The 15,775-nt window shown below is 39.3% G+C and carries 13 protein-coding genes and 1 pseudogene; 7 read left to right on the forward strand and 7 right to left on the reverse strand.

The window, feature by feature from the left end; translation table 11 throughout:
* Positions 1-300: 300 nt before the first annotated feature.
* Positions 301-984 carry a 5-oxoprolinase subunit PxpB gene (gene pxpB, locus ACN6MY_RS13610; protein ID WP_419880676.1) on the forward strand — a complete coding sequence of 228 codons (684 nt, stop codon included), beginning with the start codon at positions 301-303 and terminating at the stop codon, positions 982-984.
* Entirely contained in the window at positions 981-1,985 is a 1,005-nt protein-coding gene (locus tag ACN6MY_RS13615; protein WP_419880677.1) for a biotin-dependent carboxyltransferase family protein, read from the forward strand. Before pxpB ends, ACN6MY_RS13615 begins: the two co-directional genes overlap by 4 nt.
* A 142-nt stretch (positions 1,986-2,127) precedes the next feature.
* Here ACN6MY_RS13615 and ACN6MY_RS13620 read toward each other — a convergent pair whose 3' ends face one another.
* Positions 2,128-2,883: an IclR family transcriptional regulator gene (locus tag ACN6MY_RS13620; protein WP_419880678.1), complete on the reverse strand. Its 756-nt coding sequence runs from the start codon at positions 2,881-2,883 to the stop codon at positions 2,128-2,130.
* Positions 2,884-3,543: 660 nt separating this feature from the next.
* Between ACN6MY_RS13620 and ACN6MY_RS13625 the strand changes: the two genes are divergently transcribed.
* Positions 3,544-3,723: a hypothetical protein gene (locus ACN6MY_RS13625; protein ID WP_419880679.1), complete on the forward strand. Its 180-nt coding sequence runs from the start codon at positions 3,544-3,546 to the stop codon at positions 3,721-3,723.
* A 439-nt stretch (positions 3,724-4,162) separates the two neighbouring features.
* Here the strand turns inward: ACN6MY_RS13625 and ACN6MY_RS13630 are convergent, their stop codons facing one another.
* From ACN6MY_RS13630 to ACN6MY_RS13640, 3 genes and pseudogenes are all read right to left on the reverse strand, one after another.
* Positions 4,163-5,158 (reverse strand): multidrug resistance efflux transporter family protein, encoded by a 996-nt coding sequence (locus tag ACN6MY_RS13630; RefSeq protein ID WP_419880680.1) that lies wholly within the window; start codon positions 5,156-5,158, stop codon positions 4,163-4,165.
* A gap of 236 nt (positions 5,159-5,394) precedes the next feature.
* Positions 5,395-6,486 carry a branched-chain amino acid aminotransferase gene (locus ACN6MY_RS13635; RefSeq protein ID WP_419880681.1) on the reverse strand — a complete coding sequence of 364 codons (1,092 nt, stop codon included), beginning with the start codon at positions 6,484-6,486 and terminating at the stop codon, positions 5,395-5,397.
* 185 nt (positions 6,487-6,671) lie between these two features.
* Positions 6,672-7,519, reverse strand: a pseudogene (locus tag ACN6MY_RS13640) (patatin-like phospholipase family protein).
* 240 nt (positions 7,520-7,759) lie between these two features.
* Here ACN6MY_RS13640 and ACN6MY_RS13645 point away from each other — a divergent pair.
* Positions 7,760-8,872 (forward strand): AI-2E family transporter, encoded by a 1,113-nt coding sequence (locus ACN6MY_RS13645; protein WP_419880682.1) that lies wholly within the window; start codon positions 7,760-7,762, stop codon positions 8,870-8,872.
* A gap of 177 nt (positions 8,873-9,049) precedes the next feature.
* Here the strand turns inward: ACN6MY_RS13645 and fdhD are convergent, their stop codons facing one another.
* Together fdhD and ACN6MY_RS13655 are read right to left on the reverse strand one after the other, a co-directional pair.
* On the reverse strand, positions 9,050-9,844 hold the full coding sequence (gene fdhD, locus ACN6MY_RS13650) for a formate dehydrogenase accessory sulfurtransferase FdhD (protein WP_419880683.1): 795 nt from the start codon (positions 9,842-9,844) through the stop codon (positions 9,050-9,052).
* 15 nt (positions 9,845-9,859) lie between these two features.
* Positions 9,860-10,204, reverse strand: a complete 345-nt coding sequence (locus ACN6MY_RS13655; protein ID WP_419880684.1) for a DUF2294 domain-containing protein — start codon at positions 10,202-10,204, stop codon at positions 9,860-9,862.
* A gap of 484 nt (positions 10,205-10,688) precedes the next feature.
* Between ACN6MY_RS13655 and fdhF the strand changes: the two genes are divergently transcribed.
* The 3 genes from fdhF to ACN6MY_RS13670 all read left to right on the forward strand — a co-directional run bounded on the left by fdhF (position 10,689) and on the right by ACN6MY_RS13670 (position 15,260).
* A complete protein-coding gene (gene fdhF / locus ACN6MY_RS13660; protein ID WP_419880685.1) occupies positions 10,689-13,643 on the forward strand; it encodes a formate dehydrogenase subunit alpha in 2,955 nt (984 codons plus the stop codon).
* 15 nt (positions 13,644-13,658) lie between these two features.
* Positions 13,659-14,138 carry a DUF1641 domain-containing protein gene (locus ACN6MY_RS13665; RefSeq protein ID WP_419880686.1) on the forward strand — a complete coding sequence of 160 codons (480 nt, stop codon included), beginning with the start codon at positions 13,659-13,661 and terminating at the stop codon, positions 14,136-14,138.
* 324 nt (positions 14,139-14,462) lie between these two features.
* Entirely contained in the window at positions 14,463-15,260 is a 798-nt protein-coding gene (locus ACN6MY_RS13670; protein WP_419880687.1) for a formate/nitrite transporter family protein, read from the forward strand.
* Positions 15,261-15,296: 36 nt separating this feature from the next.
* On the opposite strand, the gene ACN6MY_RS13675 is transcribed toward ACN6MY_RS13670, so the two are convergent.
* On the reverse strand, positions 15,297-15,758 hold the full coding sequence (locus tag ACN6MY_RS13675) for a YueI family protein (RefSeq protein WP_419880688.1): 462 nt from the start codon (positions 15,756-15,758) through the stop codon (positions 15,297-15,299).
* Positions 15,759-15,775: the final 17 nt, after the last annotated feature.

Genomic DNA, 15,775 nt, shown 5'->3' on the forward strand with positions numbered 1-15,775 from the left:
GAAATTTCTATTATCAGAATACTATATATTTAGAATTTTTACACTTATAAGTTTTTAATTTAAATAAGTTATGCATTAAATTAGCTTCAGCCTGTTTGATTTTTCCTGTTTTTATTGGCAGCAGAACCCCTGATAGCGGATATTTCACTTTAATTATTGTTTTTGTAAATTCAGACTATTATAATATTAAGAAACCGTCATCCGGAATAATAGTTCCGAAAATAGGAATTGAGGGATAATAATATGAATAAAATTTTAAAGGAAAATTTAAAAATTATGCCTTTAGGAGATTCCGCTTTAATGATTCAATTAGGCAGCACAATTAATCCGGAGCTTCAGCATGTGGTCAGTTCTTTAACAGCACATCTCGAAAATACCCCATTTCCCGGGTTTATCGAGTGTGTCCCCGCCTTCGCGAGCATAACTGTATACTATAATCCGATGGCTGTAATAAAAAGCAGGATATCTTCCGGTTATCGAGAATCTCCTTATAAAATAGTGCATTCTTATATTACGAATATTATTCAAGATAATGGAAGTGCTGAAAAATTCACGAGGAGAAAAGTAGACATTCCAGTTGTTTATGGCGGGGAATATGGACCAGATTTAGAGTTTGTTTCCAGCCATCATTCTTTGTCAGTACAGGAAGTTGTTAAAATCCACTCATCAAGTGATTACCTTGTGTATATGATAGGATTTGCTCCCGGTTTTCCCTATCTGGGCGGGATGTCCAACAAAATCGCTGCTCCCCGAAAATCTTCGCCTCGTTTGCGAATACCGGCTGGTTCTGTTGGCATTGCCGGACAGCAAACAGGGGTTTACCCTATTTCAACGCCTGGCGGATGGCAAATCATTGGCCGTACACCGCTTCCGCTTTTTAATCCGGCCAATTCCAGCCCAAGCTATCTTCAAGCTGGGGATATAGTCACATTTACTCCTATTAACGAAAAGGAGTTTCAGGAGTTTAAGGAGGAAAGACATTGAGCATTAAGGTTATTCGCCCAGGTCTTTTAACCACCTTTCAAGATCTTGGGAGATATGGGTATCAAAAATATGGCGTTATCGTATCAGGAGCAATGGATATAATTTCATACAAATTAGCGAACATGCTTGTCGGAAATCAAGAAGATGACGCTGCCCTTGAAGCTACTTTAATCGGGCCGGAGTTAAAAATTGAAAGAGACATGCTATTGGCGATAACAGGAGCAAACCTTAGCCCTAAGATAAATGGGGAAGCTGTTCCTTTATGGAAGCCATTGTTTGTCAAAAAAAACAGCATTCTTACTTTCGGGGCATGTAAACAGGGGTGCCGATGCTATATTTCATTTTCCGGGGGATTGATAGCAGAGGAAGTCCTAGGGAGCAGAAGCACTTACTTGAGAGCGGAATTTGGCGGGTATCGCGGAAGAGCTTTAAAAAAAGATGATATCTTGTTCACCAATGGTACCAGCAGAAATGCAGCTTCTATTTTTCAAGATCTTAGAAAAAAAGAAAAAGCAGGTTATGCGGAAGCCAGCTGGCATATTCGGGGGGGTTTTTTTCAAAAAAGAAACCAGCAAATTCTTAGAGTAATAAAAGGACAGCATTTTAGTATGTTTGATGAAAAAGCTAAAAAAGATCTTTTTGAAAAAACATTTAAAATTGATTCTCATTCTGATAGGATGGGATATCGACTTTCAGGCCCGCAGCTCCAAACCTCAGTTTCAAAGGAATTGTTATCCGAAGCTGTAACTCACGGCACGATTCAAGTTCCCCGAGATGGAAGACCTATTATCCTTTTATCTGACAGGCAAACAACTGGAGGTTATCCCCGGATAGCGCACGTTGCTTCCGCAGATGTGCCCCTGTTAGGCCAGCTCAAACCAGGTGAATCTATTTCCTTTCAGGAAATTACTTTAATGGAGGCGGAGCGTTTATTAATAGAAAGAGAAAATTGGCTGGATGAGGTGAAGATAGGCATCCAGCTTAAACTAGAAAGTTACTAATATTTACTAACAATTAGTTTGCTGCAAGACCTCTTTGTAGTAGGCTCTTGCAGCAGAAAAAATAGTTTCTGCTAAGAAGGCAACCCTTTATATCTCTTTAACTGGCAGGAAATACCCTACTGCTTATTATAGTAATCGCTACCTAATCCCGGTATCCCAGTTTCATTGAGATTTTGGCAGCTTCTCTTTTGAGCTTCTCTATAAACACTGTAAGGCGGTCTTCTCCAAAATTTCCTTCAATTCCCGCAATGCTGATTCCTGCAGCTATTTCACCCTCGTGATTGAATATCGGGGCAGCAACCGAAACGGTATGGTTTTCAAGCTCAGAATAACTTACTGCATATCCTTCTTTTCTCGCTGTTTCTAAAGAATGCTGCAGCAATATTTTATCCGTTATCGTTCCGGAAGCTAACGGAAGGAGATTGCTTTTCTTTATATATTCCTCTCTTTCATTTTCTTTCAAGTTGGCAAGGATGATGCGGGAACACGCACCTGCATATAGCGGAGACCTTCTCCCTATTGCCGTAAAAAGCCTAACAGGATGCTGGGTATCCAGTTTTTCTACATAAATTGCTTCATCTCCATCCCTCACAATCAGGTTAACCGCTTCTCCTGTTTCGTTTAGCAGGTTGCGCATGAAAGGAAGTGCTACTTTTCTTATGTCTAACCGTTGGGAAACAATTTGGCCAAATTGCAAGAACATCAATCCTAATTCATAATAACCCGCCCTGTCTCTGACCAGGAAACCCATCTCGATAAGGGAACCTAGCATCCTGTGAACCGATGTTTTAGGAATGTTTGAGAGATCTGCAATGTCCTTTAAGGTTAACTTGGGATGCTGAAGAAAAAGATTAAGAATTTCCATCGACTTAATAACTGTTTTATTTTGGTTCTGCATGATTAAGCTCCTTTATTGGCTTGGCAAATTCCGAAATTCGGTATTAAAGTTATTATACGATTTACAGTTTTAATTACAAGAATATTTAGAAATCTTTTAGGCGATTCATCTATCTTGGATATAAAGATTTACCATTATTACAAATGTACTTTGCTGCTGGCTATTCTGCTCGCTAAATAAAAAGAATTTTTAAATTTATCAGATTAAATGTTTGTCCTTCTTCATACCGGGTATACAGTAAAATGTAAGACATTCTCATAACACCAAAGGAGATGGTTAGATTGATTGTAATCAGCAGCCAATGGAATAGAGAGAATGACGCAGCGGTGTATAGTCCCGGTGATCAGCGCTAGATTTTTTAAAAAGAAATGCATTTAACATTCTCATAACACCAAAGGAGATGGTTAGATTGATTGTAATCAGCAGCCAATGGAATAGAGAGAATGACGCAGCGGTGTATAGTCCCGGTGATCAGCGCTAGATTTTTTAAAAAGAAATGCATTTAACATTCTCATAACACCAAAGGAGATGGTTAGATTGATTGTAATCAGCAGCCAATGGAATAGAGAGAATGACGCAGCGGTGTATAGTCCCGGTGATCAGCGCTAGATTTTTAAAAACTATGGATCTTTCCATTCTCAGCTAAAGGAGATGATTACTGTGAACATCAACCCTAGCCAGTGGAACAAAGAGAATGACGCAGCGGTGTATAGTCCAGGTGATATTGATCATTCTTCAATATCAAAAAATTTACTAAGCGTTACTGCATTTGAAATGTCTCAATCAAAAAATGATACTCCTGAATATGATATATATGGTACGGTCTTGAACGATTTGTAAAAGATAAATTGTCCCCTCTTTTTAGAAACAAACCAGCCTATCTGCAGTTAAACTTTAAGTTTAGCAAACCTGCAGATAGGCTTTTTGCTGTATAAATAAAAATAATACTTTTATAGATTACTAGGTCTTCTAACATTGTTTCCTGTAATGCATTGTGAAATAGAAAAAGAGCTTTTAAATAGCTCTCCCCTTCAATAATATTGTTTATTTAGAAAATGAATATGTACCTATAATAGAGTCGGTATCATCACCGATGAAAAACGTTTCCGTCCATTTCATTACGGCTCAGATCAGCATGCTTTCTTATCTGTTCAATATACAACTCTATTTTAAGCGACTTCCAAGCCGTCAAATACTTTTGCGGCTGTAAACCGGGAATCAGAAACGGTTTTTCTCTGTTTTTGAGTATTTTTGGTGCTCTGCCCTGCCCTATATGATATCAAGCTTTTATCTTTGGTTTTTCCTTATCATCCATCCTGGAATACCGGACAGCCTTTTCATGTCTTGAGGATAGAATGCTATGAAGAATCATACCCAAAACGACAAGTCCCAATCCTGACAGAGAACTATTTGATGGAAAGGCTGTTCCAATAAAAATCATCTCTCCTATCAAAGCAAATACAATTTCGGCAGATTGTGTCGCTTCTACCCCGCTTAAAAGTCTAATATCATCTTTGACCAGATCTGTGGCGGCAAAAAATAATACTGTAGCACAAACACCCGAAAATAAAGCAACTAAGCCCGCTTGCAGTACCTGGCTTTTACCTGGCAGGCCTTCCTTCAAAAGCCCGTAAACAAATAGAATAAGCCAAAATGGCAGGCTTGCAAGTGTCATCCCAAGTACTCTTTGATATGCATCTACGTTTCCTTTACAAACCTCCATCATCTTCCGGTTTCCTAAAGGATAAGCAAATGATGCTATAATGATGGGGATGATGCAAAGTAAGATTTCCTTTAACGAAAGTTTAGAAGCATGATCATACTGCATAATCATAATTCCTAATAAAATAATGAAAGACATAGAGAGTCCCTTTAAGGGAATTTTTTCTCTAGTTTTTACAAAACCTGATGGTGTTTCACGTATATTGATGAACAGCGGGGCCAAAAGAGATCCAGATATGATTGTAATTTGCCAGGTGCCTGCAATCAGCCAGCCGGGACTGTAGGCAGAAGCAAAACAAAGCGGTGCATAGAAAAGGACAAAGCCAACAAAACTCCAAATCATCCATAGTGAAAGCTGCTTTCTCATTTCCTGCATCAGCTGAATGAAGTTTCCCCGGAACAATACAATAATAAGTAGTAAAGGAACCATAAATAAGTAACGCAGGGAAGCACTCCAAATCCAGCTTCCCCCTGAAATATCCATCATTCTATTTAGTACAAACGTAAAGGCAAAAAAGAATGCTGCGCCAATTCCAAGGATTATCGCACGCAAGTGATCCCTCCTGTCGGTATCCCTTTTTTATAGCTTTAAAAATGACATGGTTGATACATAGCTGGTTTTCTTCACTTTGAAAGAAGCTTGAATGCTGAGGCATGACTCCTCGTCAGGCTGCGGTACCCGGAAACAACAGGCATGTTTAACAGAGCAATAACCCCATACACATCGTATGGAGCTGTTTGCGCTTGTTATTAATCCGCATGCATCCCTTGCTGTTAGAGCGGGTCCATCTATTTAACAGATTCTGCAGTCAATACTTTTGTTATCCAGCCTAGCAAATCAGGTTCCGTTCCATTTTGAATACCTGTAAGTGAATCATAAAGCTTTTTAGAAATTTCGCCTGTTAACCCATTGTTGATGACCATTTTTTCATCATTCCAGAGAAATTCTCCAATTGGTGATATAACAGCTGCTGTGCCTGTGCCGAACGCCTCTTCCAATTTCCCTTCATGATAGGCTTCACGTATTTCTGCCATTGATATCTTTCTCTCGGCAACAGGGATATTCCAGTGGTTAAGCAGCTCGATAATAGACGTTCTGGTAACTCCCTGAAGAATGCTCCCGTTCAATTCAGGTGTAATAATTTCTCCATTTATTTTAAAGAAAACATTCATGCTTCCTACTTCTTCGACGTATTTCTTTTCAACACCATCGAGCCATAATACTTGTGAATATCCCAAGCTTTCGGAAACTTCTTGTGCCTTGAGCGAGGAGGCATAATTTCCTCCAGTTTTTGCTTCACCGGTTCCGCCGCTGACGGCACGTGTAAATTCTGTTTCCACTGCTATTTTAACCGGATGGATTCCTTCTTTATAATAAGAGCCCACAGGGGACATAATGATAATGAACTTGTAGCTGTCCGATGGAGCTACACCAAGATAAGGTTCTGTAGAGATTACAAATGGGCGTATGTACAGGGATGTGCCTGGTGCCTCAGGAACCCACTCATTATCAACTTTAATCAGCTTTTTAAGAGCTTCTAAAACAAAATCCACATCTAATTGAGGAATGCAAAGACGGTCATTGGATTTATTAAGCCGCTGGAAATTTTTCTCTGGCCTGAATAATACAATGTCTTTATCTTGAGTTAAATAGGCTTTCATTCCTTCAAATACCGATTGGCCATAATGAAAGATCATTGCTGAAGGATCTAAGGATAGCGGCTGGTAAGGGATGATCCGGGGGTCATGCCACCCTTGTCCTCTGGTATAATCCATGATAAACATATGGTCTGTAAAAACCTTTCCAAACTCCAGCGTTTGCGAAGAAGGCTTTTCCTTTTTTTTCTTGTTAAAAATAATTTCCATATCTAATTGGTTCATTGCCAAAACTCCTTGTTGAATAATTTAGTTGTGAAAGGTTTATCAATCTATAAAAGTCATTTTACTCCTAAGTGGCCAGATTATTCAACCATTAATTATTAAATTTTCGGAATGTTACAACTTTTAAAACGATTTCAAGAAATACTATATTCAAATATACTATAGCATCACTACGATTATGGAACTTAGCTTAAAAATTCCTTCAGGGCAGGAAAATGCTGCATTGTTTCATGGTAGCCCTTTTGAAACAGCTTGTTTAGTTTTAAAGGATTGCGTTCAATTCTTCCTACATCCAACTTTTCTTCAGGACGGATTATAAAAACGTTCCCTTTTGCTTCTTGATCTTCCAAATAGCTAACCGTCTCATTATAAATGTTATGACGGTGCATCATGGCATGAATCAAACCTTCATATTGGCCATATTTACGCTTTATGTACCAGCTAAAGGATTGCTGTTTTTTCAGATATCCCTTATTCCTTGTTAAAACAACAACATTTTTATTGTTCCCGTCTTTTTCGGACTTTAAAATAGGAATCGGGTCTGAAATGGCGCCATCCAGAAGATATCTTCCTTCATAATTGATGATGGGAGCCATCACAGGGATGGAGCTGGATGCTCTCAAGATGGTCAGCATATTCTTGTAATGCAGCTGTTTATCATAATAGACAGGTTCTCCTGTAACACAGTCAGTAGTTCCTACGATGAATTTCTCATCTGCGTCTCTAAAAGCCTGGAAATCAAATGGCTCCAGGTCATTTGGAAGTTTATCAAAAATAAAATCCATCCCAAATAACTCTCCCCTGCTGAGAAAACGTTTAAAAGAAATATACTCAGGATGCTTAATATAATCAATATTCACAATTTTATTTCTGTCCATCTGCCTCGCCACATAGGAGATCCGTTGCAGGCACCTGCCGAAACTCCTATTATATAGGGTATATATGTTTCTTTCTCCATTAAATAGCGAAGCACTCCAGCGGTATAAACACCCCTCATTCCCCCGCCTTCAAGGACCAGCCCTGTTTGTTTCATAATATTCGCCTTCTTTGAATTAATGTATGTGTTACATGCGAAAAAAATGGGATATACCAATAATAAAAATTAACAAAATATTTTATCACAGCTCCAATTATAATAAAACTATTTTAACTTTGCGCGTTTTAAGTTCCCTTTTTCGAAATAATAATTTCAATTTGAGTTTAAATCTTGATAAAAGAAGGAATGAAAGAAGATGAGAGGAATATTTCTCATTTATATAGGGAGGTTAATGGATTGTGGATTAATAAACCGTTTTTTAAATATGCAGCGGGCATTTTGCTGACAATTTTGATTATCATTTCACTTGGGAAAATAGATTATGTGCTGTGGCCCATACAGAAAACAATTGCCACTGTTTTTTTTCCTATCATTATCGCAGGGCTGCTTTATTACATAATTAGGCCTGTTGTAACACTTTTATCAAGATACCTTCCGAAAACAATCAGTATATTAACGGTTTTCTTGGCCGTCATTGGCATTATTTTTGCCATTATACATTTTGGAGGCCCATCAATCGCCGAACAAATCCAAAATTTGTCCGAAAAAGCGCCTCAGAAGGTTAAAGAGCTTACAAATCAATCACAGGAAGCACTGGATCACAATAATATAAGCTTTTTAAAAAATTCGAATTTAAAGGAAAAAGCTCTATCTTATTTTAATGGCCTTTCCAAAAGAATTGCAGGCAATGTAATAGAGATATTTACAACAATCACCAGCATAGCTGCAGTTCTCATTATTGTTCCATTCCTCTTGTTCTATTTTCTGAAGGATGACCACAAGCTTAGGCCTTTTTTATTAAAATATCTTCCTGATGAAGTATGCCACGAAGGAAATTTAATCCTTAAAGATGTTGATAAAACACTTTCAACGTATATAATCGGACAATTTATCATAGCAGTTGTCGATGGAGTGCTGATGTATATTGGCTACTTGATCATTGGACTGGATTATGCACTTGTGCTTGCCGCAATTGCCACATGCCTGACAGTAGTTCCTGTACTTGGCCCATTTATGGGGGTCATACCTGCTTTATTAATTGCTTTTCAAATGGATCCCTTTATGGCTGTTAAGGTATTGATTGTCCTGCTGGCTGTACAGCAGGCAGAGGGGCACCTGGTAACACCGTTTGTTATGGGAAAAAGATTAAGCATCCATCCGATTACCATCATTTTATTGCTTCTTGTGGCTAACTCCATTTATGGATTTGTCGGGATTATTATAGCAATACCTTTATATTCTGTTATCAAAACGATTATCAAAAATTTCCGCCGCTTTTATCAGTTAAAGCATATGGCGAATAAAAAAATTGTAAATATATCAAAAGGAGAAAGCGGGCAGAAATCTTAAGTGCCTGCTTTCTCTTTTTAATGAAAGCTTCATATTTATGAACTGAATCCATTCCGGAGAATTAGTTTAATTATGGATATGTTTAAAATGCAACTTTTTCACCCAAAGACAAAGCGATAAATAAAACCAGCCTATTTAACGTAAGCGGGTCAGCATTAATATTTTCTTGTGACCAAGTCATCCCAGCCGCAGCCGTTCATGCCCAGTGTAGACATTCAGGGATTCATTTCGGACAAATCCGATGGCAGTAATGCCTAGTTCTTCAGCAGCTTGCAGTGCAAGTTCGGTTGGAGCTGATTTAGATACAACAATTTCACAGCCGATTTTAGCAACTTTTAATAATATTTCCGATGAAATCCTTCCACTGAAAACTAGGATTTTATCCTGGATTGAAATGTTATTTTTCAAACAATATCCATATATTTTATCAAGGGCGTTATGGCGGCCGATATCCATTCTGCTGACTGTATTTCCTTCCAGGTCGGATAATGCGGCATTATGCACACCGCCCGTTTTTTGGAACATCTCAGCCGAATCCTGGAGGTTTCTCATCAGGCGGAAACAATCATCAGGGGAAACGGTAACATTAATTTCATTCATTTTTTTTGCTGTAAGGGCATCATTGACAAAAACAAAGCCTTGTCTGCTCATGCCGCAGCATGAAGTTATGTAGCGCTTATTTTGGAAGTTTTCAAAGTAAGGATTGATAGCATTTGTCTTAATATGTACAAAGCCCTCCTTTTCCTGAACCCATATTTGTTCAATGTCAGAATACTTTTTAATGACTCCTTCTGATGCCAGGTAGCCTATTGCCATATCTTCAATATATTCTGGTGTACAAACCATCGTGACAAATTCTTTCCCATTAATCTTTAGTGTAACCGGGTATTCGGTTACAACTTGATCTTCTATCCATTCTGCTTCTCCATTTGAAAAACGAAGGATTTCTCTTTTTGCTGCTAGAGGCTTCATGACATTTCTCTCCATTTACATAATATTTTTATCGAAAACAAAAACACTTACGCCTATGTCTTCTTCCACCTTGATATCAGAAAATAAATGCACAAGAGTCGCTTCCATTAATTCATTCATGCCTTTAGGTGTCTCATTCTTATAGAGATCCTGAATGAGTTTTGTTCTGGCTGAATGAACCATTTCACGTCCTTCAGGCGTTTTGGCAATGAATTTTTCGGTTGGAGTCAAGTTTCCATACAAAGTAGAAATGACCATATTTTCTGCAAAAACGGTTGTGATGCGCTCTGGCCCTTTTCCGAATAGTTCCTTGCGCAGCTTTCTAATAATATCGTTAAATTCATGAACCTTTTTAGACACAGTCTACTACACCTTCTGTTCATTGTCATAAAATGAATGATAGCCTTATTTCAATTTTCTATAATAAATCATACTTCTGAAAATGAAAAGCGTTATGGCTTTATTGATTAATTATAGACTTTCTGTTGTCAGTTTCAAAATTCAGAGGTATAATGGCCAAGTTGGATCTCCAATAATGATTTTGTTGGGGGCCTATCAGACTGTATTTATATAATGGATTGGTACGTTGGTAGGGTTTGCTAATGAACTATTCCACCATGTAAACGTTTCCTTTGGATTTTTATATCCTAAAGGTTTGTTTATCATGGTGGTTTTTTATTTTTAGCCTCTGTCATAGCTACATGTTGATTTTCACCGAGTGGAATGTGCGGATTACAGGAGACCTCTCAGGAGACCAAGAGCCTGCAAGGTCGGGTGAAAGCATCTGCCGTTTTAAAATCAGCAGTAAAGATAAAGAGCTATTTTCAAGAAGGAAGGTTGCAGGATGGAACAAACAGTAACAGCTGTAAAAACTATTACAGTTACAATTAATAATCAGCATTTTTCGGCAGCTTCGGGTCAAACCGTACTGCAGATTTTAAATGAAAATCAAATTGAACATCCCCAGATTTGCTATGTACCCGAGGTGGATCCGATTCAAACCTGCGATACATGTATTGTAGAGATTGACGGAAAGCTTGCCCGTTCATGTTCGACAATTGCAATGGATGGAATGAACATTGATTTACATTCAAATGGTGCAGTATCAGCCCGTACAGAAGCAATGGACCGCATTTTAGAAAATCACTTGCTATATTGCACGGTTTGCGATAACAACAATGGAAATTGTAAGCTACATAATACTGCAGAAATGATGGGTATTGCGCACCAGGCTTATCCTTATACACCTAAAGTAACAACAGAAGCTGTAGATATGTCACATCCCTTCTATCGCTATGATGCAAATCAATGTATTGCCTGCGGACAATGTGTGGAAGTCTGCCAAAGCCTGCAGGTAAACGAAACAATCTCGATTGACTGGGAAGCAGACCGTCCCCGGGTTATTTGGGACAACAATGTGCCAATCAATGAATCTTCTTGTGTCGGCTGCGGGCAGTGTGTGACTATTTGCCCTTGCAACGCTTTAATGGAAAAATCAATGCTTGGCGAAGCAGGCTTTATGACTGGTCTTGAAGATGAATTGCTTTCTCCGATGATTGATTTAATTAAAGAAGTTGAACCGGATTACACGACTATTTTTGCTGTTTCTGAAGTTGAGGCCGCTATGCGTGAAACACGCACCAAAAAAACAAAAACTGTCTGTACATTCTGCGGTGTTGGCTGTTCATTTGAAGTCTGGACGAAGGACCGCAAAATTCTTAAAGTGCAGCCTGTTCATGAGGCGCCAGTTAATGCTATTTCCACATGTGTTAAAGGGAAATTCGGCTGGGATTTCGTGAATTCTGAGCAGCGCATCACCTCTCCTTTAATCCGTAAAGATGGTGAGTTTGTTGAAGCTACCTGGGATGAAGCCCTTGATTTAGTAGCGAATAAACTGGGTAATATCAAAACTCAATATGGCAGCGGGTCTGTAGGGTTCATTTCTTCATCTAAAATTACTAATGAAGAAAACTATGTGATTCAGAAGCTGGCACGCCAGGTATTCCAGACAAACAATGTTGATAACTGTTCACGTTATTGCCAGTCCCCTGCTACAGACGGTTTATTCCGCACAGTCGGTATGGGCGGTGATGCAGGTACGATAAAAGATATTGCACAAGCAGGTCTTGTTATCATCGTTGGAGCCAACCCTGCGGAAGGTCACCCGGTATTAGCGACACGTGTAAAACGCGCGCATAAACTCCATGGCCAAAAACTTATTGTTTCGGATCTCCGGAAAAACGAAATGGCTGAGCGTTCTGATATCTTCATTAGTCCTAAACAAGGCACAGACCAGGTTTGGCTGATGGCTGTTACGAAATATATCATTGATAATGGCTGGCACGATCAGGAATTCATCAAAGAAAATGTTAACTTCTTTGAAGATTTCAAAATGGTTCTAGAAAAATACACGCTTGAATATGCAGAAAAAATTACAGGAATTTCAAAGACAAACCTAATCAAAGTAGCTGAAACTATTCGCGATGCTGATGGTACATGTATTCTTTGGGGAATGGGTGTCACGCAAAACACTGGGGGATCAGATACTTCTGCTGCTATTTCTAACTTGCTTCTTGCAACAGGAAATTATCGCCGTCCGGGAGCCGGAGCCTACCCTCTCCGCGGACATAACAATGTACAGGGCGCATGTGATATGGGTACACTTCCAGGATGGCTTCCAGGATATCAGCATATTACAGATGATGTTGCCCGTGCTAAATTTGAAAATGCGTATGGAGTTAAAATCGATGGAACACCAGGCCTTGATAATATTCAAATGCTTCATGCTATTGGAGAAGGAAAAATGAAGGCTATGTATCTTGTTGGTGAAGACATGGCACTTGTGGATTCCAATGCAAACCACGTTCATGAAATTTTATCAAGCCTTGAATTCTTTGTCGTTCAGGATATTTTCCTGTCAAGAACCGCTCAATATGCAGATGTCATTCTGCCTGCAACTCCATCATTAGAAAAAGATGGAACATTTACCAATACAGAGCGTCGTGTTCAAAGACTATATCAAGTCCTTCCAACGCTTGGTGACTCTAGGCCTGACTGGTGGATTGTACAGCAGGTAGCAAACCGTCTTGGTGCTGGCTGGAACTACAGCCATCCTAGTGATATTTATGATGAAATGGCAAGCCTTTCTCCGCTGTTTTCTGGAGCTAATTATGAAGTGCTGGAAGGATGGAACAGTTTCCTTTGGGGCAGTTTCGAAGGCGAGAGTACTCCGCTTCTATATGTGGATGGATTTAATTTTCCTGATAAAAAGGCTCGCTTCGCCCTTTCTGATTGGGTACTTCCTGCTGAATTCCCGGAAGAATACGATCTGCATATCAATAATGGCAGAATGCTGGAGCATTTCCACGAAGGTAATATGACTAATAAATCAAAAGGTATTCAATCCAAAGTGCCTGAAATCTTCATCGAGGTCTCACCTGAGCTGGCGAAAGAACGCGGCATAAATGATGGATCTCTTGTCCGTCTGGTATCTCCATTTGGCGCCTTGAAGTTAAATGCATTAGTAACAGACCGGGTAAAAAATAATGAAATTTATCTTCCGATGAATTCAACTGATAAAGATTCAGCAATCAACTTCCTTACAGGCCCAGCTATGGATCAGCGTACCCATACTCCTGCCTATAAACAGACAAAGGTTAGAATGGAAGTTATCCGTACAGATGGCGAAACCCCTCTTCCGGCTTCGAACCCGCGCAATAAAAAACGCAACCCGCAAAATGGTGTTGAAGTACAGCGCAAATGGAATCGTGAAGGATATGTTTCACTCACTGACTATTGAGAGGAGTAAAGAGAAGTGGCCGAGCCGATTACTTACATTAAAAAAACTGTATTGACAAAAGAAGAACAAAGGCAGCAAAAGCTTGAAGATTTGACAGCACTTCTTGCAGAAAATGATGATTCCTTGAATAAGATTATGGGGATTATTGGTGAATTGAATGATATTGGTGTCCTGCAGGCTGCGCATTCAATGATTACTGCTAAAGAAAAAATAGCCAAGATCGGACTTGAACAAATAACCCGTGAACCGGTAACCAATTTGATCAATACACTGATGGGAGCTACAGGCGCGCTGATGAGCGCTGATTCTGAAGCAGCCACAAAGCTTGTAAAAGGCGCCGTCGCTGGCATGGATTCAGGCAGTGATTTCCTGAAAAGCAATCAGAAAATTAAAATCCGCGACCTTATGAAAGTAATGAATGATCCAGATATTAATAGGACCTTAGGATTTGGAATTCACTTTTTAAGAGGCATGGGAAAAGAATTAAAGAATTAAAGAAATGCAGTCAAAAGTATGTTGGAAACTAAACTAAGTATCAAATAATAAAGAACCCGTCTCTAAATAGGTTTAGAGGCGGGCCATTTATGTAAACATATAGATTATAAATACTATTTTGAAAAATCGGCTTAATTTGCCTTTACATAGAAATATAAACACCCCCTTGCTGGATGATTTACGGTTTAATGATAGAAGCCCCCCTTCTATCTTAAATAGGCTCCATAGCTCTCTTTTTCCGTTGGGAAAAATAAGCTGCTTTTATAGAAAAGCGCGGGGCTATGAGGGTCATCATAGATTGCAATATTACGAGGAGGAAACAGGATGGGATTTAGAACACCGGTGCAGATTGCAGAATTTGCAGCAGAAACAGGAGCTAAGAAGGCTGCTCTGCCAATCAGCAGTATGCTTCTTTTAGGTTTTTTGGGAGGTGCCTTCATATCTTTGGGGTTTTTACTGGATATAAGGGTCATCGCTGATATACCAAAGGAATGGGGTACCTTTGGGTCTTTCCTGGGTGCTGCTGTCTTTCCATTAGGACTTATTTTAATTGTCATTGCAGGCGGAGAATTGCTTACCGGAAATATGATGGCCGTGCCAATGGCTGTGCTGTCGAAGAAAATATCTGTTGGCAGCTTAATCAGAAACTGGTTCTGGGTTACGATTGCTAATTTTATTGGAGCAATTTTTGTAGCATATTTCTTTGGACATGTTGTAGGATTAACAGAGGCTGGTCCGTTCCTGCATAAAACAGTTGCTGTAGCTCAAGGCAAATTAGATGCTACTTTTGTACAGGCTTTAGTCTCTGCTGTCGGCTGTAATTGGCTGGTTGGCCTTGCGGTGTGGATGGCTTACAGTGCAGAAAGCATTGGCGGGAAGATTCTTGCAATTTGGTTCCCTATCATGGGATTTGTTGCTATTGGGTTCCAGCACGTTGTTGCAAATATGTTTGTCATCCCAGCTGCTATTTTTGCAGGTTCGTTCACGTGGATGGATTACCTTTCTAACTTTGTACCAGTATTTATCGGTAATGCAATTGGCGGAGCTGTTTTAATCTCTGTAGTATATTGGGCGGCATATTTGCGCAAGCAGCCATCATTATTATCCAATGAAAAAAAATAACTTTTTATTGAACGGCTAAAAGAGGAATGGTGCCAGTTATGGCGCTTTCCTCTTTTTTTGCTTTCGGATTAGGAACCGGTACAGCTTGAAGTACCATTTTACTTTTGTGCGGGCCGGCTTTTGTACTTTCTTCTTCGTAAGATAGATATCTTCTTTGTCTATGGCATATTCCTTCGCAAGGACCAGCCCTAGATTTGTCTCCCCCTCTTTATTTATAACAATTTTATAAGGAATATGATATCTCGATGCAAGAGTTATATATTTATTCAAATGAGAAACATCTACTTTGCCATTCAGAAGCAATTTTGCATCTTTATGTTCATTCATGAATCCAGCCACTTCTTCATAAAGCTTAGTCTCCCTAACCTGGGCCTGTGTTAATACAACGATCACTCTCTCCCTGAAGGTTCCAAGAAATTTCTTTTTTTCATCCGGTTTTATCTCCTTTTTCCCATGTATCCCCTGATGCAGGATTTCATCAACATTTAGCCTGGACACTCTCCTGCCCCCTCCTT

It is taken from the genome of Peribacillus sp. B-H-3, from assembly GCF_048572925.1.
GTDB lineage: Bacteria > Bacillota > Bacilli > Bacillales > DSM-1321 > Peribacillus.